Below are 21,416 nucleotides of genomic sequence, written 5' to 3' on the forward strand. Positions count from 1 at the left end.
AATTCAGCGATAAAAAAGCCAACATGATTAACCAGCCAGAACGCTGGATTTCTTCATTTCACACTTAGGTTCGCATAATACATATTATGTTAAATAAGGTATTGAATTAAGAATCGGTCTTGATAGATCAAGCATTGTTAGTTCCCTATTGACTTAGAGCCGTGTTCAGCTTATTTATATGCGCTCAATGATAACCTAACTTATAACTTCGGATATGCCGTAATGAGTGAATTTAAATCGAAATCCCCTTTACATGGAGTTACACTAGAAATGCAAGTTAATGCATTGGTTGACAGATACGGTTGGAACCAACTTGGGCGTACTATAAAAATAAACTGCTTTAACAAAGATCCAAGTATTAAATCCAGCTTAAAGTTTCTACGCCGAACACCTTGGGCAAGAACTCAAGTCGAATTACTCTATTTGGATATGATAGAAAATAATTCGATTGATAATACTGACTTAGGTTCTGATGACCCTTGGTGTAATTCACGACATTAAAAATAAACTGTAATTAACTGGCTACTGAAACTTAAGCTGTTTTATTTCTTAGCTTATAAGTAAGAGCCATCTCAATGCATATGGCCAATTCTTTTATTGGCAGCGCTTCATTGATATCTAAGATAATTGCTCGGTTCTTTGAGTAATTAAGTTCAGGAAAAAGCGTTCTAAATGAATCAATTAAGGTGGTTTGACAGTGAACAAAAAGAGCAACGGAGCTCTGATTGAACCGGCCTATTCGTATCGTTGTTCCTGAGCCCGTTTCAATTGTTTGATAACTTGGTTGCCCCCATTTCAGAGTCTCAGTGATTGTTCCTACTTTTTTATTTTCTGCTGCTGTTCTAAAAATCAGCTCTCTAATCATTAATAACACTTTTTGGTATTGAATAGGATAACTGCCAAATACCAAATTCACTCTATCATCCGAAATGGTTTTCATATAACTACCGCTAATTTATTTTAAGACATCCTTGTCATACCTATGTACTTTAACCTTCCTAGCTGATATTTACATAATATATTCGTTACATTCTGCCCTGTTGTATACTAAATTCAATCAAAGATTCGAGCACACTTTGTTGTCCAGTTGGTAAGACTGGTAATAATGTTTCCCTTCTTTTTTCTTTGTCGTATAGCGATTCTATTAGCCATCCAACTAGATAAAGGGCGGAAAGGCAACCACCTGCTGTAGCTACCCTTCCATGACATACAAGAGGTTGCCCTACTGGCTCAAGTTGTGATGCTAATAATGCATTCCTAGCATCTGGATGAGTGGTGGCTCTTCGTTCAGGTAATAGGTTTAATGCATTAAGAATTAAAGCGCCTGCACAAATAGAACCGATATACTGTTTTTCAGGGTTTAATTTAAATTCGGATAAAAAATCTGCATTTTCAATCGCCTTTGGTACGCCATTTTTACCACTACTAAATAATACCGCATCAGCTGAATTCGCTTCAGATAATGCCCCTTGAACATGTATGTTTAAGCCATGTGCTGATCGTAAGCTTGATTTGTTCCCTAATATTTTGACTTGCCAATCTATATGGTTACGGCCAAGAATATCCCACATAAAAAAAAGGTCTATATCCGTAAAATCATCAAATACAACAATCACAATTTTTTTCATAAATTTATTCCTTTTAGCGGAAATACAAATTAAGCTTTAACGTATCAGAACTTGAATCACCATACACAGACTGTATTGAAAATGAAAAAATTAACGAGAACATCTTGGATTAACGCAGGTTTTAATATTTTGGATAATGAAGGATATACACGTTGTTCTGTTGAGAGAGTTGCTAGGAAACTAGATGTTACCCGAGGCTCCTTTTATCATCATTTTAATGACCGTGAAGATTTTATCCGTTCAATGCTTTCTTGTTGGGTTGTTGAATATACTGATAAAATATTAAATGAACTAGAACAAGAAACGAGTATCAATAAGGTGCTTACAGAGTATATTAATTTCACATCAAGAAAAAAAACAGCAAGAGAAATTTCCATCAGAGCTTGGGCATTACATGACCCTATCGTTGCAGAGTATCAAACGATTGTTGATGAGAAACGTTTAAATTTTGTTATTAATAAATTAGGAAGCCTACCTATTCCGGCTCAACATGCTCAAACAATTGGTAAATTAGTACATCTTAGTTTAATTGGTGGCACCATATCTGGAGAGAGGTTAAATAATCTAAACTTCAATAAATTAATTTTAAATGGCGTAAAACTTAAAAAATTTTTATTTTAAATAACCCGTTGTTAATGGCATTTACTACCCCTCCTACTCCACCTATCTACATTTCAGGAAAGACTCATTTTTTAGCTTGGCTAAAGATAAATGTTGATTAAAACCATAGAACTCTATTGATATTATTGAATTATTCGATTTTCGAATGTCACCACACTGATTTATTTGATTTTATAATCAAGTTCAGTAAGTTAAGTTCAATAGCATGATATCACTCTGAATATTAAAAATATTGCTGACTATTTTTAAGATCTAAAAATACCGGCAAGTGAATGAATTTCAGTATATGAAAAAATATTATAAGCAATAAAGAGGAATATATGGGAGTAGACAAACTAAAATCATTAGTTATCACTGGTGCTTTTGTTTTACTTTGGGGCAGTGCTGCAATTTTTACTAAGCTAGGAATCGATAATGCTTCTTCTATGATTTTATTAGTATTTAGATTTAGTATCGCACTAATTGTCATTTTGATATTTTGCAGATATAAACAACAATATTTACCTGAAAAAGGAATGATATTACAAACGGCATTGGTAGGAATTATTTTAATCGGTGGCTACTCTATTTGTTATTTTTTATCAATGGAAAATGGTGTTACTCCTGGTCTTATCGCCACTATTATGGGAGTACAACCAATACTTTCACTCTGTATTACAGAACGAAAAATTTATGGCTACAGGTTAGTTGGGTTAATTATGGCGTTATCCGGCCTAATTGTGCTTGTATGGCATAGTTTAATAACTTCCCAGTTACCTATTATGGGCATTGTACTTTCGCTAATGGCACTGTTATTTATGACTATCGGAGCTATTTCACAGCAAAAAATTAAGCAATCTCCATATAGAGTGTTACCGATTCAATACGCTGTCAGTTTGGTACTATGTTTGTTATTCATTCCAATGCAAACTGTACATTTTAATTTTAACTTGAATTTTCTGATATCCATCCTATTTCTAGGTATATTTATTTCCGTTATCGCTCAAATATTACTTTATTATTTATTAAGTAAGGGGAATGTAGTGAATGTAACTAGCTTATTTTATTTTGTTCCGATTGTTACGTCATTGCTTGACTATTGTATTCTTGGGAATAAACCTTCATTATTTGGCATCTTTGGCATGGCTGCAATTATACTGGGGATTATATTGGTTTTCTATAAGCCTAAAAAGGGGGCACTTAGCCATGTTAGTTGAAAAAGTAGTAAAACATAAAAAATGGAGGCTCCCTTTAACTAACCAAGTATACGTGTTTTATCTTTCAAACTCATTTAGCTACTCTTAGAGTTTGGATTAGGAGATTATAGAGGCTATCAACAGCTTGATCTCCAAGAGACTGATTACTTCTATATGCTGCGACACCCATTGGTTCCAAAGGCCCTAACCCATGCAATGCGCCTAATATTTCCAGATTGGGGGGAACACTACATTGAGTCAGTACAGCAACGGCCAGCCCACTTTCAACAGCAGCAACCTGCCCTGGCAAGCTGGAACTATTATAAACAATTTTATATCTACGCCCCTGTAATGAGAGCGCATTGATGGCGCTTCGTTTTGCCAAGCTGGTGTGCTCATATACCGCGATCGGTAATGGGTCACGTCGCCAAATTTCAAATTGTGAAGAACCGACCCATACCATAGGCTCATAAAATAATAATGCTCCCTGAGTATTATTTTCTCTTGAGACTAAAGCTAAGTCTATTTCACCCTTTTCTACCTTTGGTATCAATGAGGTAGATTGCTCACAGTTAAGCTCTATTTCAACGGAGCTATGGTATGCGGCAAAACGTTTTAATACAGGGGTCAGATATTTTTCAGCATAATCATCTGGAACACCAAGTCTGATTCGCCCTTCTAGCTCACCACCATGAAATGCAATAATAGCTTCATTATGTATATCCAGTATCCGCCTTGCATAACCCAATAATTTTTGACCTTCGTAGGTTAATTGATGTTGCCGAGGATTACGTACTAACAATTGACAACCGAGTGATGACTCAAGCTTTTTTAGTTGCATACTGACTGCAGATTGTGAGCGATGAATCTCCAAAGCAGCAGCAGAGACAGACCCTGTATTTACTACAGCGACAAAACATTTTAACCAGTCAATTTGCAAGTCTGTATATTTCATAACCAATCCATTCGTAAATCGAATTTATAAATTTCGAATTATTCATTTTAATAAAAAAACCATAGACGATATTATTCTTATCGAAGATGAAATTACATTATAAGGTCATATATGGATAACTCAAAACGACAGTATTACAAAAAACACTTAGAACAAATTACTTCTTTTCAAACGAGTAATCCAAATGAAAACCCATGGGTACTAGGAAAACCCAAAACAGAAATAATTGATGTGGTTGATTATGACCCAAACTGGCAGGCGCAATTTAAACAGATTAAACAAAATATACAAAATAAGTTAGGTCATAAGGCGCTTGCTATCGAGCATGTGGGCTCTACCGCAGTTTCAGATCTATCAGCAAAGCCAGTAATTGACATTGATTTAATTGTCAAAAATCCGGAACAAGAACTTAATTATGCTCCTATATTAGAAGAGTTTGGTTTTTTACTAACTGTAAGAGAACCTTCGTGGTACCAACATCGCATGTTTCGCCTTGAACAACCAAGAGTTAATTTACATGTATTCGGGCCTGACTGCCCTGAGCACCTACGTCATATCTTATTTAGAGATTGGTTACGTACACATGCCGATGATAGAAGATTATACGAAGAGGCGAAAAAAATGGCCTCGGTTAAAGTAACCAATGTACAGGTATACAACCAAAACAAAGAAAACGTAATTAAAGAAATATACGACAAGATTATTAAAACAATAAGTGAATAAGCAGAACAATATAATGAAAAAAATTATACTCATTAAATCATCGGTTATGGGAATGCAATCCCATACTAAACGTATGCTTGATTCTTTTGAGCACTCATGGACTGAAAATCATAAGAATACCGCCATTATTCAACGAGATTTAATAGCATCTCCTCTACCAATTATGGATGAAGATATTTTTTCTGCGTACTATTCGGTACCAGAGCAGCAACAAAGTGAAAAACAAAAAGAAGCTCTAGCTATATCAGATAAGCTTATTGAAGAACTTAAAATTTCGGAACTAATCGTAATCGCAGCTCCGATGTATAATTTATCAATTCCTAGTCAACTAAAAAACTACTTTGACCTTATTATCAGAGCAGGTTTAACGTTTAATTATGTAAATAACGAACGCATTGGTTTACTTAAAAATAAGAAAGCTTTAATTTTAACAAGTCAAGGTGGATTAAAAAATGCTAATAAATCTGATTATTTTGTTGATTATCTAAGGGATATACTCAGTTTTGTTGGAATTGAGCACACCACTTTTATTGGTGTTGAAGGTATTGCTATGGACACAAGCCGTATTGAGTTAGAGCATATTAATGCTGAAACTCAAATGAAAAATTTCATTAACAATTACTAAATAGCTAGTCTTGAGTAAGAAGAACTGTGCTTAATGGTATAAAATGAGATATAAATAACACTAAAAAATCATAATTAACTTAATTAAATTAGAGCCTATTTTTCATAACGCATGAATAAACCTTACGTAAAAACTTTTATTTACCTTAAGTTTGTTAAAGAAAAATACTCTAATTTAAATTTAAGCCACTTTATATTTATATGTTTTTGCAAAAAAACTGAGGTATTGTTGGTGTATACATAATGTAACCATTCCCCCCATTTGGTTTTACATTTATATTAAACCAACCACCTTTTTCTCTTGTATAACTATACATATATTTATTAGCTAGGCTTTCAGGTAGATTATCTAAAGGTGAGATATTTATATCATAAACAGTTATTAAAAAAGAATTATTCTCAGTTACTTTATATGACACTTTCACATCTCTTTTTATATTGAAAACTTCTTTCCCTCTCTTTAATGCTGCTGAATAGAAAATAGTACCCTGCCCATTTTCTAAAGAAAAACCAATTCCTGAGTCCATCACATCGAAACCGTTATCGCTATAATAGTTATATCTAACCTGTGCATAGCAATTAAGCTCTGGGATATTATTATAATTTCCTCTGTAATAAAAAAAAACTGAGGTTAAGAAAAAAACAAGTGTTAGCGTGGGTAGTAAAATTTTTTTCATTTCACTTCGTTTTCCAAATAATAATAAGAAGAGCTACAAATACTTTGAGGTAAATAAATATCATTATCACATTTAATCATAGATATTCTAGGCAAATTAGCATACACTGAAATGTATATTTTTTCATCATTAAAGCAACTTGTTAGATCAATCGTTGTTAATATTTTCCCTAGAAATTCGTGTGAGTAACGCTCATTCCCATAAATATTACATCCATTATATTTTTCGATATATTTGTAATTATAAAATGGACTTGTAGTTTTTATATGGTAAGAATAAAAAAACCAAGCCACCATCACAAATAGCGTCAAAAAAAATGGTAATACTATAAAATAATGGGGCTTTTTTCTCGACTTTGTATTTACTACAGTTGTTACCGGTGAAACTAATTGTGACCTAGGCTCTCTCTCATTATCATAAAGAGACGTTATTTCATATTGAATTGCTTTTGATATTTCAATCCCACGGCGAGGTATAGTCACAAGGACATCTGGCTCATAATCTACTTGTTTGAAAGCCTTTCTGATTATTGAGATATTTTGATAAAATGTATTAGAGTTAATCGGAATACCATGACTTTCCCAAACATCGTTAAACAACTGTTTTTGAGTCGTAATTTCAGGTGAATTCTTGATTATAATTGCTAAACATTCATTGGCTGGTACTGTCAATGTTGCTGTTTTATCTGTATTTAATAAATTCGTAAGTTGTGCAGTATCTTTATCATATAAAACAATCCCATCAAATATGACTTGGTGTATATTGTGCATGTTTACTCCTAACTTTACCCCTGCCAAGTGTAGGTTAAGGTGATTATCATTTCAATACAATAATGATACGCTATAAAAGCTTAATTGACCTCTGTAGAAAAATAAAAATCAGTGTCAGCTTTAACGCGCCAAGAACCCACCTTTTTCTTCAAAAATTTAGAATAAAAAAGGCCGTGAACTTGGTATAGCCAGAGATAATGGTCAACTAGTTTTACCTTAGGTGAAGCCTTGAATGTGAAGCTAGGGTTGAAAAACAATGTTAAATTGAAATACCTCAAGATTAGCTTAAAAATTAGTAATGAAAATACTCAATTACCATACCTTATTCAAGCTTGGGGTGCTGATGAGTGTTCAAACAATCGGTTGGTAAAATTCACCTCAAACACCATATGCTTACTATAATACAAAAAATTTAATAATGTTTTTATAAAAAAACGGCCAGCATAATGCGGCCGCTTTATTTATCGGTGATATAATATAAAAGATATTTAGCTAATTAATTGATAAAATCTTCTCTCATAGGAACAAAGATATCTAATATTTCACCATCCAATAAACATTCACATTGGTGTTCTTCATTTGAAGGTACATATATAACATCACCACTGCTTACTACTTTAACTATTGCCCCTACGCGATAGTTAAATGAGCCAGATAAAATATAACTCATTTGTTCATGTTGATGTTGGTGTAACTCACCTAATGTTCCTGTAGCTAAGGATATTTTTGCTATCATCATATTTTTACTACCTAAAAATATTTTCCTTAACGTACCCGGAGCAATATTTTTCGCCATGATGTCTTTATCAAAAATAAACATGTTTTATATATCCAAATAATAATTATAATTAAGAGTTAATTAGTTTGTTCGATTTCATGATCTGCTGGCACAATTGGCTTAATATCTCTTAACATAACCAAATAGACTAAAGCACCGATAGCGCAAGCAATCCCTGATACAATTAATGCCCAAATAAATGACCCTGTAGCAGCAATAATATAACCCGTTACGATAGGCCCTAATATTCCACCACAATTTGATACCGCACTTTGCATTCCACCGAGTACCGAAGTCATATTACGAGGTGCAACATCTCCTGGTAGTGACCAAATCGCGGATGCAGCAAATGCAAGGGCTGCATAAGATAAACATAATAATGCCATCATCAGTGTTGTAGACTCTACGAGACCGGAGAATGCAATACTGGTTGCAATTAACATTCCGCCGACAATAGGTATTTTACGTGCAAGACTGACGTTATTATATTTAATAAATAAATAATCTGTTGTCCACCCACCTAACCATTGCCCAGCGATACCACAAAGAGGTGGCAACATCGCGGCAAAGCCCATTTCTTCTAAACTCATTCCCCTTTCCATCATTAAATAAGCAGGGAACCATGTAATAAAGAAATAAATGGCATAGTCCAACATAAAAAACCCAATACACATTGCTTGTACATTGCGATAGCGGATTAAGTGGTACCATTTCATAAGCTGAATATTATCAATGCCTTCTTTTTTTACCTGACCTTCGCGAATATAAGCAAGTTCTTCAGGGCTAATCTTAGGATGTTGTTCTGGGTCGTGATAAACTTTAAGCCAAGCAAATACCCAAAGTACACCAAGCGCACCACAAATAATAAATGCAGCTTCCCAGCCCCATTTTGCAATGATCCAAACAACTAACGGCATGGCAAAAGCTGTTCCGAATTTTGAACCACTATCGAATAATGCTGTAATGCGGCCACTTTCTCTGTCTGGAAACCATTTTGCCGCAATGCCGCTATTACATGGGTAAGCCCCTGCTTCCCCCATCCCCATTAAAATACGAGTAGAAATAAAACTCAGCGGTGTTTTTGCTAACGCAGTTGCAGCTGTAGCTAGAGACCACCACAATACTGACCCTGCTAACGTTTTTCTTTGGCCATATTTATCTGCAATAAACCCCGCAGGTATTTGGCAAAGTGCATAGCTAAGAAAGAATGCAGACATAATCCAGCCCATCATTTCAGGCGAAATCTGTAACTCTTCTGAAATAGTTGGCGCAGCTGCCGACATTACTGTTCTGTCGAGATAATTAATGACAATAGCAAGAGTCATTAATATCGCTATCGAAAATCTGACTTTAGTACCCTTATTCTTATATGCCATAATAACCAAACCTTTTTAAAAGAATGGAAAGCCAGGCAAATATTATGACTACCTGGCTTATAATATAAGTTACTTAAATAAACGTTCTGGATTTATTGTAAACTTAGCTAATTTATCTACATCAAGCTCAATACCAAGCCCTGGTTTATTCGGAATAGTGAGATACCCCTCCTCGTCAACTTTAAATGGAGTTTTAACAATGCCATCGATATATTGGCTACCGCCAATAAACTCAACAAAATCAACTTGAGGGAAAGCGGCCGCCATTTGCAGGTCGGCAGCCAGCCCCATCGCTGTATTCCATCCATGCCCAACATATTTAACGCCAAATTCATCGGCTAACCATGCAATCCGGCGCTGCTCAGAAATACCGCCAACTTTTGTCACATCGGGTTGTACAATGTCAAAAGCGCCTTGGGATAACCAAGGTAAAAATGCTTGGCGACGAGTTAGCACTTCACCACCGGCTATTGGTACTGGGCTTTCTTTACGTAACACTTTAAAATCTTCGATATCATCAGGTCGCAAGGCTTCCTCAAACCAACCCACTTGATATTCAGCCAACATATGAGCTGTTTGAATAGCCCATTTCAACCCATTTGGCCAGTAAGCATCACTTGCTCCTGCATCAATAAATAGCTGGGAATCTTGCCCTGCCGCATCCCTTGCAGACTCTACTATTGCACGGTCTAATTGATGATCATTACGACGACCAAATGGACCCCAACCAATTTTAAATGCCTTAAATCCAAGTGCTTTATACTCAGAAATAACCTGATGCATGGTCTCTGGCTCTTCCATAAGCAAAGAGCAGTATGGTTGTACCTTGGTACGGTAGTTCCCGCCTAACAATGTGCTTACAGGTAGCCCAGTTGCTTTCCCTAAAATATCCCATAGGGCAATATCAATCCCACTGATGGTGTGCGTTAATGTTCCCCCACGCCCCATCCAAAAAGTATTTTGTCTTAATTTTTCAGAGACACGCTCTGGTTGCAGTGCGCTTTCACCAATACATAATGATGCCAAAATGGGAATGGCTGCCTCTACAAGTCGTCCATCGGTAAACACGCTGCCGTACCCTGTAATACCTGCGTCCGTATGTATTGCCACAATGGCATGAATAGGATCTTCAGGTTTTATTTCATTCGACCACCCCCCTTTAGGGCTCTCGCCAAATAATGGCACAGCAACAATTTCGGTAATTTTTATATCTTCCAACAGATTTAACATGGTTTTTCCTTCTTTAAGCAGAACTGATTTTCAATGCATTAAACATGATTGTATAATTGTATACAATATTCAATAGAGTAAATTGTGATCTAAATCTGGTTTGTAAACCCACCAGCACATAGGTAATTTTTTGTTTTTTAGTGGTCTATTATTTGATGATGTGGTAATTTTGTTGGATAGGATTTAACATAAAGAAGATAATTAATCTTTTGATTAATAAAAATTTTATAGGCTTTCACTATGATTGACGAAAACAAAAATCGCCCTTTTGATACGCCTTCAAAAGACGATTATTGGCAACCGATTAAAGCAAGAACACTAACCGATGATGTTGTAGATAAAATTGTTGAGGCAGCAACTCGAGGTTATATTCTCCCCGGCGATCGAATTGTCGAAAAAGAAATCGCAGAAAAAATGAATGTTAGCCGGGTCCCTGTAAGGGAAGCTCTACGCATTCTCGAAAGCCAATGCATCGTTATCAATGAACCATTTAAAGGCATTCGCATGGCTCCAGTTTCTGAGGAACGCCTTGATGAACTTATTGAAGTTCGTGTTTTACTCGAATTACACGTCATAAGAAAATTCATTACTGGGAAAAAGCATCTCGATAATCAATGCATTGAAAAACTAAAAGAGTGCATTGATAAAATGACAATGGCGGCAAAATTAGAAGATAGTTATTTATTTTCCCTTAGTGATGTCAATTTTCACCGTACTCTTTGTGAATTGAGTGGCAATAAAACACTCACCTCGTTATGGGAAAACGTATCAAAACAATTAACGATTATCATTGGAATATCAACTTTTACTAAACCAATGGAAGAAATCATCCAGGAACATAAAGTCTTACTTGATAAAATATGTGCGGGTGATTTGCCTGTTTTAGAAAAAGAAATCAAAGAACATATTCGTAACCAAAACAAAAAGATTAACTTTAATTTGGCCGTTGATAAAAAAAGAGATAAATAATTTTAATAAAAATATATTAGAATGTTTTTTTCAATCCAAATATAGGGTTATAAATTACCATCTTTTTAAACAATGTAGGCAATAAGTTAACTTGCCTACATTGAATGCTGCCATATATACGATCCCAAAAGCGGTAAATTAATTATAAGTGAAATAAATTTCAAATTTTAAGCCGTAAAACCACCGTCCAATACAAGGGTTTGCCCTGTAAGGTATTGGCTATTATCACTGATTAAAAACTCAACCGCTTTAGCCACTTCGTCTGGTTGACCAAGGCGACGTAATGGAATATTTTTTAGGATTGCTTTCAGTTTTGCATCAGGGATCGCGTTAGTCATATCACTTTCAATCAAACCTGGTGCTACACAATTTACCCGGACCCCAAACCGGCCTACCTCATGTGCTAAAGAACGCGCAATACCAAACATTGCGGCCTTACTAGCCGCATAAGCCGTTTGCCCGATATTACCTTTTAGCCCAGTCACAGAAGACATCAACACAATAGAGCCATGCCCATCAAGTAACATGGCAGGAACAAGGTGCCGGTTCCAGTTAATGATTGAAATAAGGTTATTATCCATAACATCTTGCCAAATAGCGGCATCTTGATGAATATGAAGAGCATCCTTAGTAATACCAGCATTATGAATGATGGCGCTTGGAGGGCCTAGTGACTCAAGTAACATTAGCGCAAGTTCTTGAACTTGTTGTTCATTTTTCCCATCGCAGGCGTAACCTTTAACCCATAAATCTGAAGGGTTATTCTCTACGATGTTCAACGTCTCAGCCAAGCCTTCTTCACTTCGGCCTGTAAATACAATATTCCAATTTTTATGTAACTCTATTACGAGTGATTGGCCTATCCCACGGCTACCACCTGTAATTAAAATCCATTTAGTAGACATATTATGAGCTAGACTCCTTGCTAATATACTCAATTAATTCCTTGATGGTCATCGTTGAATTTTCGATGAAAAAATCGGCAGTGAGTGCAACGTTATATTCACGTTTAACTAAAACCATCAACTCAACATAATCTAAACTATCAAATTTAATTTGATCGAGTGTTTGGTTAGCGTCAATGTCTTCATCTAAATCTTTTGCATCACAGATCATTTCATTAATTTTAAGATAAATTGTTTGATAATCACTCATTAGTCATCCCTTCATTTAAGTTATTGGTTGAACTTATTTTCAATGTAATCGCACTCGTTATAAATTTACGTTGGTATTCAGCCACCAGCGATAGACAAACCAACAGACCAGAATCAATAGTCCCTGTTACAATCGCTGGCTGAATATCAATATTAAGAGCCACAGTCTTGTCTTCCAGCATTTGTGGTTGTAAAAGCGTAGGATCAAACCGCAGCTCTTGGTGTGTTTGCACAACGAAGTAATCAGAAAAAAGGGTTTTAAATGTGGTGTCTTTAGGTAACCAAACCGCAATATTCTCCTGTTGAAAAAGTGTTTGGTCCTCAATAAGGTATTGAAAAAGTACCGCATCTAAAAACATCCACAATGGCAGCTGTTGAAAATAGGTATCAAACAACTCCTGCTTTTTTACCAGTTCAATTGCATTGATTTTCTTTGCATTTTTAATTGAATAAACCTCAGTTTTTTCTGTGATTGATAAATTACAGGTTATGCATTTTTGGTCATCTGCCGTTAAAATCGCTGAAGTCCCCACTTTACTCCCTGCAACTAACGAGTATTCAATATTGTTCCATAATGGTTGGCGAATTCGGACCACACACTTAACATCACTATTCGCATCAATCTCACTGACAGAAACTTGTTGGCTTGAAAAATGCTTTATATCTAATAATGCACGCATGCCATGTACACTAAGACGCTCCGCTCCGTTAGCTTGAACCCAAGGTAAATCAAAGTGGACCGGGTTATAATCCCCTGAAAATTCTGCCCAACTGTGGGCGTCTTGTAGGCTATAACACAAGGTTTTCATTTTATTTTTCCAAAACAAGTGCGGCATTTGCGCCACCAAATCCAAAACTTAGATTCAACGTTGTTGATACTGTCCCTTCACGATGTTCATTCGGGATATAATCAAGGTCACAATGAGGATCTGGGTTATTTAAATTAATTGTTGCCGGCATCACCCCTGTTTGCATGCTTTTCAAGCAAACAATGGCTTCAAAACTGCCTGCCGCAGCAATCAAATGCCCTGAATAGGATTTGGTACTTGAAATAGGGATTTTATATGCTGCAGATCCTAGAGCCCTCTTCAATGATTCAGTTTCATTTAAATCATTAAGCTGAGTTGATGTACCATGGGCATTAATATAATCGAGCTGTTCTGGGGTAATATTGGCTTGTTTTAACGCTGTTTGAATCGTTTGAGTACGCGCAACACAGTCATCCGCGGGTGACGTAAAATCAAAAGCATCAGAAAAATTCGCATAGCCCGTAATTTCGCCGAGAATGGTTGCACCCCGAGCCAAAGCACTTTCCCGCTCTTCAAGGCATAGTACTGCCGCGCCTTCTGAAAGCACAAACCCACTACGGTCTGCACTAAATGGGCAACTAGCTCGTTCGATATTTTCTGATTCATGGGATAGTGCGCCTAAAATATCAATATTCCACACAGCACAATTACTGCGTAGTGACTCTCCTGCGCCTGCTAGCATCATAGAAGCCTTACCACTTCGAATAACTTCAAATGCATCACCAATGGCAATCGTTCCTGTAGCACAAGCGGCAATAGAGGTATTTTGATAGCCTCGTAAATTCCAATATTGGCTACAAGCTGCCGTCGTTACATTAGGCATTGAAAAAAAACAGTTAAATGGGGATGTCATGCCTGTCTTATTAAACTCATCAATGGACAGGTAACTTTCATCTAACCCAGCCCATCCCGTCCCCATAATGACACCGCAGGATAACGGGTCATAGTGCTCACTAGGTTCACTCTGACCAAAAGCCATTTGCATGGCTTCGCGTGCTGCTGCCATTGTTAAACGCGCATAGCGAGGCAGGCGCCGACGAATAGCAGCGGGTATACCTTTCATACTAGGCTCTTTATCAATTAAGCCTAAGAAATGACTAGAAATATTACTTTCTGTTTTATCAACATACTGATAACCTATTTTCTTATCCATTATGGCTTGCCAACATTCAGTTACCGTCTCACCTAATGGTGTAACAGCGCCATATCCTGTAACGACAACACGCTTAAATTGTGACATTGGCTTGATATCCTCTCATATTAATTCTCACCACCCTGGGCTAACCAAAGCTGTAACGTGGCATATAAATAATCGTATTGGTTTTGTGCTAATGAATTTTCGATGGACAACAAATCATCTTGAGCCGTTAACAAAGTTTGGTAATTAACAGCGCCTGCTTGATAGCGGTTTGTGGTCAGTGCTAAGCGCTGCTGGCCGAGTGATAATGCCTCGAAAAGCTGTGATTTTTGAGTCTCAGCCATTGTTCGAGCATTAATGGCATTATTAACCTCCATAATGGCGTTATAGGCGCTATTACGAAATTCGATTGCCGTTTGCTGCACTTGCAAATCTGATTGCTCGATTGTCAACCGCACGGTATTCCATTGAATAAAAGGTAATGAAACGGCACTACCAACTACCCGAGTTGGGTCGCTGAACCATTGACTAAACAATTGGCTCCCTGCATTCAGTGCAGCTTGCAGTGATAAGGTTGGATAAAAACTGAGCCTAGCCACATCTGAGTTGGCGAGCATAGAACGTAACCTTGATTCGATGGCACGCACATCCGGTCGGGTCGAGATCACACTTAACGGTGCTGAATACTCAACAAGCACATTTTGACGAAGATTAATCGGTTTAATATCAATAGATTCAGGCAATACCGTACTGTTAAGCAATAAGGTCAATGAATTCTTTGTATTCTGTTGTTGATTTATAAGTTGCTCTAACTCATTTTGCCGGTTAATTACAGTTTGTTTCGCATGCAATACATCCAACTGTCCGACTTTCCCAGCGTGGTACCAAGATTCTGTTTGTGCTAATATTTTTTCAGCAATCACCTTTCCCGCTATTTGGTTATCAATTTGCCGGTTGAGTAAGGCGATACGCCAATAAAGTTGAGAGGTGGTATTGATTAGCGTTAGTCTTGTCGCTTGGTAATCATATTCACTAGCAACGGCTTCCCATTCATCCTTTTCACGTATACGTGCAAGCTTTCCCCACAAATCTAATTCATAATTCAATGAAAGCCCTGAGCTATAATTTTCTTGTGGGCGGCTACCATGCTTAATAGATTTAGTATTTGAAGCACTGCCTGTAAATGAAAAATCAGGGGTAAGATTGGTATTTGTTAACCCTGCACTGGCACGCGCCAATTTCAATTTAATGCCTGCTAATGCCAAATCATTATTACTTTCCAATACTAACGTAATAAGTTTCATTAATGCTGGGTCATGAAAATTAAGTAATTGAGTCTGGCTATTAAGAGGCTTTTGCGAGCTAATTATCCGTACATTTTGTTGCCACTGGTCTGGCAGGTCCAATTGAGGACGCTGATATTCAGTCCGCATTAAGCTACCGCATCCTGTCAGTAGAAATATTACGCCATAGCCAATAGCCTTGATTATTTTCATTCTCTGGCCAATGCCTCAGTTGGGCTAAGCTTCGCGGCTCTGTATGCGGGAAAATATCCAAACATAAAACCGATTAAAACGGAAAAACCGCAAGCAAATAAGATTGGCGTGAGCGTAAAAACCATCCGAAATTCAACTGCTAAATAAGAAAAAACCGCACCACTCGCTAATGCTCCAGCAATACCAATTACTCCCCCTAACAAACAAATCATGACAGCTTCAATTAAGAATTGAGTCATAATGTCGGAAGGTCTCGCACCAACGGATAAACGGATGCCAATTTCATGTGTACGCTCGGTAACTGAAACCAGCATAATGTTCATCACACCGACGCCTCCAACTAAAAGAGATATCGCCGCAATCGAGGTGATCAACAATGACATTGAATCTGATGTTTTTTGCAAGGTCATCGCAATTTGGTCGTCCGACTCAATGAAAAAATCTTTTGTGCCGTGGGTTTTCATTAAATGGGATTCAACTAGAGAGGTCGCTTGTTTAAGATCTAGCGTATCCACAAAATTAACCGAAATGGCTTCGAAGGGCTTATCACCGGTTATTCGTTGTGAAACGGCGGTATAAGGTGCCCAGCCAATCATAAAATTATTGGTCATTTTTGGGCCTGCTTTTTTCGCTATACCGATGATACGCCAAGGTGTCCCATTAATTTGAACCAATTGGTTTAATGGTTCCTCATTTGGACCGAACAAAATATGACGGCTATTATCATCTAAAATAAAAACAGGTTCTTTATTGACGATGTCTAACTGATGGAAGCTATCCCCTTGTATAATGGTGATCCCTTGTCCGGTTATATAGGAATCGGATACTCCATTTAACATAATAGATGAATCTAGCCCTTTATAACTAATAGCAGGGACACTTGTAATAACGGGTGAGACCGTAGTAACCCATGGAAGTGTCGCAAGACTGTTGACATCATCTAAAGAAAGCGCCCTTTCTAAATCAGGGCGTTTACTCCCCCAGCCTAAGCCAGGGCGGATCTCTAATGTCGTTTTACCCAACTTACCAATTTCTTCTATAATGGTACGTTTAGCGCCTTCGCCAACAGCAACAGAAGAAACGACCGAGGATATGCCGATAATAATGCCTAACATAGACAAAAATGCCCGCATCCTATGCCCTAATAAGGCACGAAAAGCCATGCGTACTGACTCTAAACCTCTACGCCATAATGAAGCGCGCCCATTGCTGTTAACAACCGGTAAACACGGGGAAATTGCCTCATCTTTCAGCACATTATTCGCATTGTCGGAAATAATTTCCCCATCGCTAATTTCGATGATCCGCTGAGTCTGTTGGGCTATATTTCGGTCGTGTGTGACAATAATAACGGTATGTCCCGCTTGATGAAGCTGATGAAGTACACTCATCAACGCTTTACCACTAGTACTATCTAAAGCCCCTGTGGGTTCATCCGCCAAAATGACTTTTGCGCCATTGACCAGTGCTCGACAAACACTTACGCGTTGTTGTTGCCCCCCCGACAATTGAAACGGTTTATGCGCTAACCGCGTTTCTATTCCCAGTTGCTGGGCTAATAACTGTATGCGTGATTGGCGTTCTTGTTCTGGCATTGCAGTATATAATGCAGGAATAGCAATATTCTCTTCAGCCGTTAAATACGGCATCAAATGATAGCGCTGAAATATAAAGCCTAAATATTGACTACGCAGTTCAGCGAGCTTTTCGCTATCCGCCGAGTGCACTGCAATACCATTAATATAAATTTCCCCGCGTGTTGGTTTATCCAAACAGCCGAGAATATTCATTAGTGTGGACTTTCCGGAACCTGACGCACCAACAATCGCTAACATTTCGCCTTGGTTAATAGAAAACGATATATCCTTCAGTACCTGAATTCTCTGAGTGCCGGCAAGAAACTCACGATAAATATTTTTTACAGTGATCATAGGAGCCATTAGCTTACTCCTATATTATTTGAAACAATAACCTGCTCACCCTCTTCAAGACCCTGAATAATTTGAACAAAATGGCGATCGGTGATCCCAACAACAACCGTTTTAGTCTCGGGTTGATTACCATTAAGTACCGTGATTTCATATTCATTGGCGGCAATTGAACGACCTAAAGCATTAACCGGTATACGCACAACCCCTTTAACCTGAGCAACACGAATAAATACTTGTGCTGTCATAGACGTTTTTAATTCGCGATTTTTATTATCAACTTCAAAGGTCCCTGAGTAATATACGGCATTATTCTGTTGGTTATTTGCGCTCGCCATATTCCGTTCTTCTAAAGCTTCTTGAGGCACTGGTTGAACATACCCCATCGTTCCCTCATAACGTTTATCTGGGTCTGCAAGCACATAAAAATATAACGGTTGGCCTGAATGTACGGATTGAATATCCGCTTCTGAAATACGCGTTTGAATTTGCATTTTATCCAGGTTAGCTAATACCAAAATCGTTGGAGCCGTTTGGGAAGATACTATCGTTTGCCCTTCATTTGCGACAATCCCTAATACTTCCCCAGCAATTGGCGCTAAAATTTGTGTGTAACTTAAATTTGCATTTGCTGTTTCAACTTCCATTTCTGATTGAACAATTAATGCTTCATTCATTTTGACTTGATACTGCTGCGCTTCATATTGTGCTTGTGCTTGTTCATAATCACTGTCGATGCCAGAACCGTCTTTACGTAATTTTTTTTGTCGTTCAAAGGCTTTTCGATATTGAACTAATATAGCTTCTGAAGACGCTTTTTGGGCTCTAACACTCGATAACTTGGCTATTGCATTACGTAAATCAGATTTTTGAATGGCGGGGTCAATCTCAGCAAGTATTTGCCCTTTGAAGACTTTATCTCCCTGTTTAGCATACAAATACTTTATCTGCCCATTAACCTGAGCACCTACATTCACCTGTACAGAAGGCTTTAACGTCCCGGTTACCATAATGATTTTTTCGATATCACCACGGTCGGCTGTTATCACCGTCATTTCTTGAGCAATATTCGACTCAGTGCGTGTTGTAGCGAAATACACGATAGCAAATAGTGCAGCGGTAATACCGAGCACGATCAGTAGGTTGGAACCCCGTAATTTAAATCGCTGAGCCCACTGTTTCATGGCACTGACTCAGCGAATAAAAGTGGATTGTTCAACTGAGCTTCCTGCTGACCACGGTTGTTATCAATAGTCTTTGTTAGCTCACCATCAGTGATTTGATAAACCACATCAAACCTTGAAGTTATCTTATCACTGTGTGTCACGACAACTAACGTCTTGCCCATTTCATGGCAATGCTTTTGAATAGCTTGAATAACTTTAGCGGCGGTTTCTTCATCTAGATTAGCGGTTGGCTCATCAAGTAATAATATCGGCCTAGTGCTATACATAGAGCGAGCTAATAATAAACGCTGCCGTTGGCCTAAAGATAAAGCGCTATGGCTCTCGCGAATAAGGGCATTTATTCCCCCTGGGAGGTTATTAACCACTGAATCTAATACTAGGCTTTTTAACAGTTTATTAATGATTTTTTGTTCTTTTTCCTGAATATTCGGTGCAAACAGTGTGATGTTTTCCCAAACTGAGGTATTAAATAAAATATCTTCTTGGCTTTGTAAACACACTAACTGCGCCAATTGTTGATACACAATCGTATCCCCATCTGAATGACAAAGGCCATGTTGATATGGAATTAACCCTGCAATCACACGCAATAGTGTGCTTTTCCCGGCGCCAGACTCCCCGACGATAGCTATTTGAGCGCCTGTAGGTAAATCCAAAGAAACATTTTTTAAAATTTTCTTGGCCGGTTCATAACTAAAATCAATATGTTCAAATGTTAAATGCGGAGCGCCACCAAGGTGCGACTTAGCGTGGAAATCCGCTACCGCAGGTTCAATTCGCTCTGGAAATAAGCTATTCGCACGTGTATCAATAATATGTAATTGAGATTTATGAATAATCGAATAAAAAATTCGGGTAATATAGGAAGTAAAAATTTGGCGAATAAAGCTATAAGCAAAAAAATCACCAAGGGATATCATTTTACTGGCGACCATTGGGAGTATGACTAACATAAATACCACCATTTCTAGGCTACCGGTCAATTGGTAAAGAGTCCCTTTAACTTGCTCATAAACATTTCTTTTTTGAATACAAGTGAATAAATCCCGACTTAACCATGCAAATTGTATTTTACGCTGCTCTTCCAATCCCCCTGCTTTAATAGTCAGTATCCCTTGAAGGGTTTCCATGAAAAAATCATTCAATGAAGCTGTTTTTAATTGCAATTGTTGGGTATACCAGCGGTCACGAATAATAGCCCAAACACTGATTAACCCCATCACAGTTACACCAACAGATGAAATTGCAGCTAACACAGGCGCTATCCAAAACATAATTGCCAGCGCAATAATGCCAATAACCCAATCTGTACGTAATTGGTTATCAAGCTCTATTTTCTGTGCCATTGCCGATTGCCAAGCCATAAAACGACTAAAAACATCGCCTGGTGCACGCTTTTCAAAAAAGCGTAATGAATTACTCAGTAATTTAGAGAAACCCACTCCACTATTGACTAATACAAAGTGCTTAATAAACCGTTCAGTTACCGCTCTAACACCAAGAGCCAGTAAAGAGGCAAGTACAAAAGCAACAATAAATAACCCATAGGGGAAATCCGCATTTTCAATATCAGAAAATGCTTTATTAACAGCATTACTTACCATTATTGGCATAATAAATAATGTTAAACCAACTAAAAAAGTCAGTAGCATTAACCAATAAATTCCCAAAATAGCACTGGTTTCTTTTAAACTCATTATCCCCAAAGGGCGTTTTTGAATTGTTTGTTGCTCTTTGCCGCCTACCGTATTTGCCTCATCTGATTGGCTTTGGTTATTCGGGTCTAAAATAAGTGCATAACCACTAATTTCTAGCTTTAACGCTGAATACGGTAACCATTGCTGACCAATCGCTGGATTGATCACACAGACATTATTCCCTTTCCGATAAGCTAAAATAACAAAATGGTTAGCGCCATAATGCAAAATTGCGGGAAGCGGAATACTTTTTAGCTCATCATGTTCAAAAAGAACGGGAGCAGTTGCAATACCGAAGTCTTTAAGTATTGTCGAAAGTTCTAACAAAGAAGTGCCATGATCTGTCGCAGGATAGCGTTCACGCAGAGTATCAAGTGAAACAGTAACACCTTGCGTATGGGCTAACATAGAAATACATGCTAAACCACATTCATTCGTTTCTTCTTGATAAACAGTATTAGGGATAATCTTGTTCATAAGA

General features: G+C 37.5%; 22 protein-coding genes. 6 read left to right on the forward strand and 16 right to left on the reverse strand.

Annotated features, from left to right (window positions below):
• Positions 1-222: 222 nt before the first annotated feature.
• The gene (locus tag ACPEH5_RS14385; protein WP_042843736.1) at positions 223-501 is read left to right on the forward strand and encodes a VF530 family DNA-binding protein; all 279 of its coding nucleotides are present in this window, start codon (positions 223-225) and stop codon (positions 499-501) included.
• 31 nt (positions 502-532) lie between these two features.
• Here ACPEH5_RS14385 and ACPEH5_RS14390 read toward each other — a convergent pair whose 3' ends face one another.
• Together ACPEH5_RS14390 and ACPEH5_RS14395 are read right to left on the reverse strand one after the other, a co-directional pair.
• Positions 533-940, reverse strand: coding sequence for a DUF1801 domain-containing protein (locus ACPEH5_RS14390; RefSeq protein ID WP_105881029.1), 408 nt, complete (start codon positions 938-940; stop codon positions 533-535).
• 85 nt (positions 941-1,025) lie between these two features.
• Positions 1,026-1,628, reverse strand: a complete 603-nt coding sequence (locus tag ACPEH5_RS14395; RefSeq protein WP_281111246.1) for a DJ-1/PfpI family protein — start codon at positions 1,626-1,628, stop codon at positions 1,026-1,028.
• Positions 1,629-1,709: 81 nt separating this feature from the next.
• Here ACPEH5_RS14395 and ACPEH5_RS14400 point away from each other — a divergent pair, with 81 nt between their 5' ends.
• Both ACPEH5_RS14400 and ACPEH5_RS14405 read left to right on the forward strand, forming a co-directional pair.
• Positions 1,710-2,249 carry a TetR/AcrR family transcriptional regulator gene (locus ACPEH5_RS14400; protein WP_071548109.1) on the forward strand — a complete coding sequence of 180 codons (540 nt, stop codon included), beginning with the start codon at positions 1,710-1,712 and terminating at the stop codon, positions 2,247-2,249.
• Positions 2,250-2,569: 320 nt separating this feature from the next.
• A complete protein-coding gene (locus tag ACPEH5_RS14405; protein WP_131680021.1) occupies positions 2,570-3,445 on the forward strand; it encodes a DMT family transporter in 876 nt (291 codons plus the stop codon).
• Between the two features lie 70 nt (positions 3,446-3,515).
• On the opposite strand, the gene ACPEH5_RS14410 is transcribed toward ACPEH5_RS14405, so the two are convergent.
• A complete protein-coding gene (locus tag ACPEH5_RS14410; protein WP_042843741.1) occupies positions 3,516-4,379 on the reverse strand; it encodes a LysR family transcriptional regulator in 864 nt (287 codons plus the stop codon).
• 111 nt (positions 4,380-4,490) lie between these two features.
• On the opposite strand from ACPEH5_RS14410, the gene ACPEH5_RS14415 reads away from it, so the two are divergent.
• Both ACPEH5_RS14415 and ACPEH5_RS14420 read left to right on the forward strand, forming a co-directional pair.
• Positions 4,491-5,102, forward strand: a complete 612-nt coding sequence (locus tag ACPEH5_RS14415; RefSeq protein WP_042843742.1) for a GrpB family protein — start codon at positions 4,491-4,493, stop codon at positions 5,100-5,102.
• A 13-nt stretch (positions 5,103-5,115) separates the two neighbouring features.
• Positions 5,116-5,727 carry an FMN-dependent NADH-azoreductase gene (locus tag ACPEH5_RS14420; RefSeq protein WP_129465932.1) on the forward strand — a complete coding sequence of 204 codons (612 nt, stop codon included), beginning with the start codon at positions 5,116-5,118 and terminating at the stop codon, positions 5,725-5,727.
• Between the two features lie 196 nt (positions 5,728-5,923).
• On the opposite strand, the gene ACPEH5_RS14425 is transcribed toward ACPEH5_RS14420, so the two are convergent.
• The 5 genes from ACPEH5_RS14425 to ACPEH5_RS14445 all read right to left on the reverse strand — a co-directional run bounded on the left by ACPEH5_RS14425 (position 5,924) and on the right by ACPEH5_RS14445 (position 10,557).
• Positions 5,924-6,403: a hypothetical protein gene (locus ACPEH5_RS14425; RefSeq protein ID WP_131680020.1), complete on the reverse strand. Its 480-nt coding sequence runs from the start codon at positions 6,401-6,403 to the stop codon at positions 5,924-5,926.
• The gene (locus ACPEH5_RS14430; RefSeq protein ID WP_131680019.1) at positions 6,400-7,173 is read right to left on the reverse strand and encodes a winged helix-turn-helix domain-containing protein; all 774 of its coding nucleotides are present in this window, start codon (positions 7,171-7,173) and stop codon (positions 6,400-6,402) included. The genes ACPEH5_RS14425 and ACPEH5_RS14430 overlap by 4 nt, the downstream gene beginning before the upstream one ends.
• 496 nt (positions 7,174-7,669) lie before the next feature.
• A complete protein-coding gene (locus tag ACPEH5_RS14435) occupies positions 7,670-7,993 on the reverse strand; it encodes a cupin domain-containing protein (RefSeq protein WP_071548106.1) in 324 nt (107 codons plus the stop codon).
• 35 nt (positions 7,994-8,028) lie between these two features.
• Positions 8,029-9,327, reverse strand: a complete 1,299-nt coding sequence (locus tag ACPEH5_RS14440) for an MFS transporter (protein ID WP_281111248.1) — start codon at positions 9,325-9,327, stop codon at positions 8,029-8,031.
• Between the two features lie 69 nt (positions 9,328-9,396).
• On the reverse strand, positions 9,397-10,557 hold the full coding sequence (locus ACPEH5_RS14445; protein ID WP_042843745.1) for a mandelate racemase/muconate lactonizing enzyme family protein: 1,161 nt from the start codon (positions 10,555-10,557) through the stop codon (positions 9,397-9,399).
• Between the two features lie 240 nt (positions 10,558-10,797).
• Here ACPEH5_RS14445 and ACPEH5_RS14450 point away from each other — a divergent pair, with 240 nt between their 5' ends.
• Positions 10,798-11,526 (forward strand): GntR family transcriptional regulator, encoded by a 729-nt coding sequence (locus ACPEH5_RS14450; protein ID WP_052219276.1) that lies wholly within the window; start codon positions 10,798-10,800, stop codon positions 11,524-11,526.
• 167 nt (positions 11,527-11,693) lie between these two features.
• On the opposite strand, the gene ACPEH5_RS14455 is transcribed toward ACPEH5_RS14450, so the two are convergent.
• The 8 genes from ACPEH5_RS14455 to ACPEH5_RS14490 are packed head-to-tail and all read right to left on the reverse strand — an operon-like array spanning position 11,694 to position 21,412.
• Positions 11,694-12,431 (reverse strand): SDR family oxidoreductase, encoded by a 738-nt coding sequence (locus ACPEH5_RS14455; protein WP_042843747.1) that lies wholly within the window; start codon positions 12,429-12,431, stop codon positions 11,694-11,696.
• A gap of 1 nt (position 12,432) precedes the next feature.
• Positions 12,433-12,681 (reverse strand): acyl carrier protein, encoded by a 249-nt coding sequence (locus tag ACPEH5_RS14460; protein WP_042843749.1) that lies wholly within the window; start codon positions 12,679-12,681, stop codon positions 12,433-12,435.
• Positions 12,674-13,489 carry a protein dehydratase gene (locus ACPEH5_RS14465; protein WP_166686541.1) on the reverse strand — a complete coding sequence of 272 codons (816 nt, stop codon included), beginning with the start codon at positions 13,487-13,489 and terminating at the stop codon, positions 12,674-12,676. Before ACPEH5_RS14465 ends, ACPEH5_RS14460 begins: the two co-directional genes overlap by 8 nt.
• A gap of 1 nt (position 13,490) precedes the next feature.
• Positions 13,491-14,729, reverse strand: a complete 1,239-nt coding sequence (locus ACPEH5_RS14470) for a beta-ketoacyl-[acyl-carrier-protein] synthase family protein (RefSeq protein WP_042843751.1) — start codon at positions 14,727-14,729, stop codon at positions 13,491-13,493.
• A 20-nt stretch (positions 14,730-14,749) separates the two neighbouring features.
• Complete coding sequence (locus ACPEH5_RS14475; RefSeq protein WP_042843752.1) at positions 14,750-16,123, reverse strand: TolC family protein; 1,374 nt, start codon at positions 16,121-16,123, stop codon at positions 14,750-14,752.
• Positions 16,120-18,063, reverse strand: a complete 1,944-nt coding sequence (locus ACPEH5_RS14480; RefSeq protein ID WP_281111249.1) for an ATP-binding cassette domain-containing protein — start codon at positions 18,061-18,063, stop codon at positions 16,120-16,122. Before ACPEH5_RS14480 ends, ACPEH5_RS14475 begins: the two co-directional genes overlap by 4 nt.
• Positions 18,063-19,235: an efflux RND transporter periplasmic adaptor subunit gene (locus tag ACPEH5_RS14485; RefSeq protein WP_129465927.1), complete on the reverse strand. Its 1,173-nt coding sequence runs from the start codon at positions 19,233-19,235 to the stop codon at positions 18,063-18,065. Before ACPEH5_RS14485 ends, ACPEH5_RS14480 begins: the two co-directional genes overlap by 1 nt.
• A complete protein-coding gene (locus ACPEH5_RS14490) occupies positions 19,232-21,412 on the reverse strand; it encodes a peptidase domain-containing ABC transporter (RefSeq protein WP_281111250.1) in 2,181 nt (726 codons plus the stop codon). Before ACPEH5_RS14490 ends, ACPEH5_RS14485 begins: the two co-directional genes overlap by 4 nt.
• Positions 21,413-21,416 lie beyond the last annotated feature (4 nt).

It is taken from the genome of Providencia sp. NPDC089933 (genome assembly GCF_049545585.1).
GTDB classification, from domain to species: domain Bacteria; phylum Pseudomonadota; class Gammaproteobacteria; order Enterobacterales; family Enterobacteriaceae; genus Providencia; species Providencia huashanensis.

What these genes read in the sequence shown, in the direction of transcription:
- ACPEH5_RS14405 (WP_131680021.1), top strand. Translation starts at nt 2,570, where the DNA reads ATGGGAGTAGACAAACTAAAATCATTAGTTATCACTGGTGCTTTTGTT.
- ACPEH5_RS14490 (WP_281111250.1), bottom strand. Translation starts at nt 21,412, where the DNA reads ATGAACAAGATTATCCCTAATACTGTTTATCAAGAAGAAACGAATGAA.
- ACPEH5_RS14445 (WP_042843745.1), bottom strand. Translation starts at nt 10,557, where the DNA reads ATGTTAAATCTGTTGGAAGATATAAAAATTACCGAAATTGTTGCTGTG.
- ACPEH5_RS14395 (WP_281111246.1), bottom strand. Translation starts at nt 1,628, where the DNA reads ATGAAAAAAATTGTGATTGTTGTATTTGATGATTTTACGGATATAGAC.
- ACPEH5_RS14400 (WP_071548109.1), top strand. Translation starts at nt 1,710, where the DNA reads ATGAAAAAATTAACGAGAACATCTTGGATTAACGCAGGTTTTAATATT.
- ACPEH5_RS14420 (WP_129465932.1), top strand. Translation starts at nt 5,116, where the DNA reads ATGAAAAAAATTATACTCATTAAATCATCGGTTATGGGAATGCAATCC.
- ACPEH5_RS14435 (WP_071548106.1), bottom strand. Translation starts at nt 7,993, where the DNA reads ATGTTTATTTTTGATAAAGACATCATGGCGAAAAATATTGCTCCGGGT.
- ACPEH5_RS14390 (WP_105881029.1), bottom strand. Translation starts at nt 940, where the DNA reads ATGAAAACCATTTCGGATGATAGAGTGAATTTGGTATTTGGCAGTTAT.
- ACPEH5_RS14485 (WP_129465927.1), bottom strand. Translation starts at nt 19,235, where the DNA reads ATGAAACAGTGGGCTCAGCGATTTAAATTACGGGGTTCCAACCTACTG.
- ACPEH5_RS14455 (WP_042843747.1), bottom strand. Translation starts at nt 12,431, where the DNA reads ATGTCTACTAAATGGATTTTAATTACAGGTGGTAGCCGTGGGATAGGC.
- ACPEH5_RS14430 (WP_131680019.1), bottom strand. Translation starts at nt 7,173, where the DNA reads ATGCACAATATACACCAAGTCATATTTGATGGGATTGTTTTATATGAT.
- ACPEH5_RS14475 (WP_042843752.1), bottom strand. Translation starts at nt 16,123, where the DNA reads ATGAAAATAATCAAGGCTATTGGCTATGGCGTAATATTTCTACTGACA.
- ACPEH5_RS14410 (WP_042843741.1), bottom strand. Translation starts at nt 4,379, where the DNA reads ATGAAATATACAGACTTGCAAATTGACTGGTTAAAATGTTTTGTCGCT.
- ACPEH5_RS14450 (WP_052219276.1), top strand. Translation starts at nt 10,798, where the DNA reads ATGATTGACGAAAACAAAAATCGCCCTTTTGATACGCCTTCAAAAGAC.
- ACPEH5_RS14440 (WP_281111248.1), bottom strand. Translation starts at nt 9,327, where the DNA reads ATGGCATATAAGAATAAGGGTACTAAAGTCAGATTTTCGATAGCGATA.
- ACPEH5_RS14385 (WP_042843736.1), top strand. Translation starts at nt 223, where the DNA reads ATGAGTGAATTTAAATCGAAATCCCCTTTACATGGAGTTACACTAGAA.
- ACPEH5_RS14480 (WP_281111249.1), bottom strand. Translation starts at nt 18,063, where the DNA reads ATGGCTCCTATGATCACTGTAAAAAATATTTATCGTGAGTTTCTTGCC.
- ACPEH5_RS14415 (WP_042843742.1), top strand. Translation starts at nt 4,491, where the DNA reads ATGGATAACTCAAAACGACAGTATTACAAAAAACACTTAGAACAAATT.
- ACPEH5_RS14470 (WP_042843751.1), bottom strand. Translation starts at nt 14,729, where the DNA reads ATGTCACAATTTAAGCGTGTTGTCGTTACAGGATATGGCGCTGTTACA.
- ACPEH5_RS14425 (WP_131680020.1), bottom strand. Translation starts at nt 6,403, where the DNA reads ATGAAAAAAATTTTACTACCCACGCTAACACTTGTTTTTTTCTTAACC.
- ACPEH5_RS14460 (WP_042843749.1), bottom strand. Translation starts at nt 12,681, where the DNA reads ATGAGTGATTATCAAACAATTTATCTTAAAATTAATGAAATGATCTGT.
- ACPEH5_RS14465 (WP_166686541.1), bottom strand. Translation starts at nt 13,489, where the DNA reads ATGAAAACCTTGTGTTATAGCCTACAAGACGCCCACAGTTGGGCAGAA.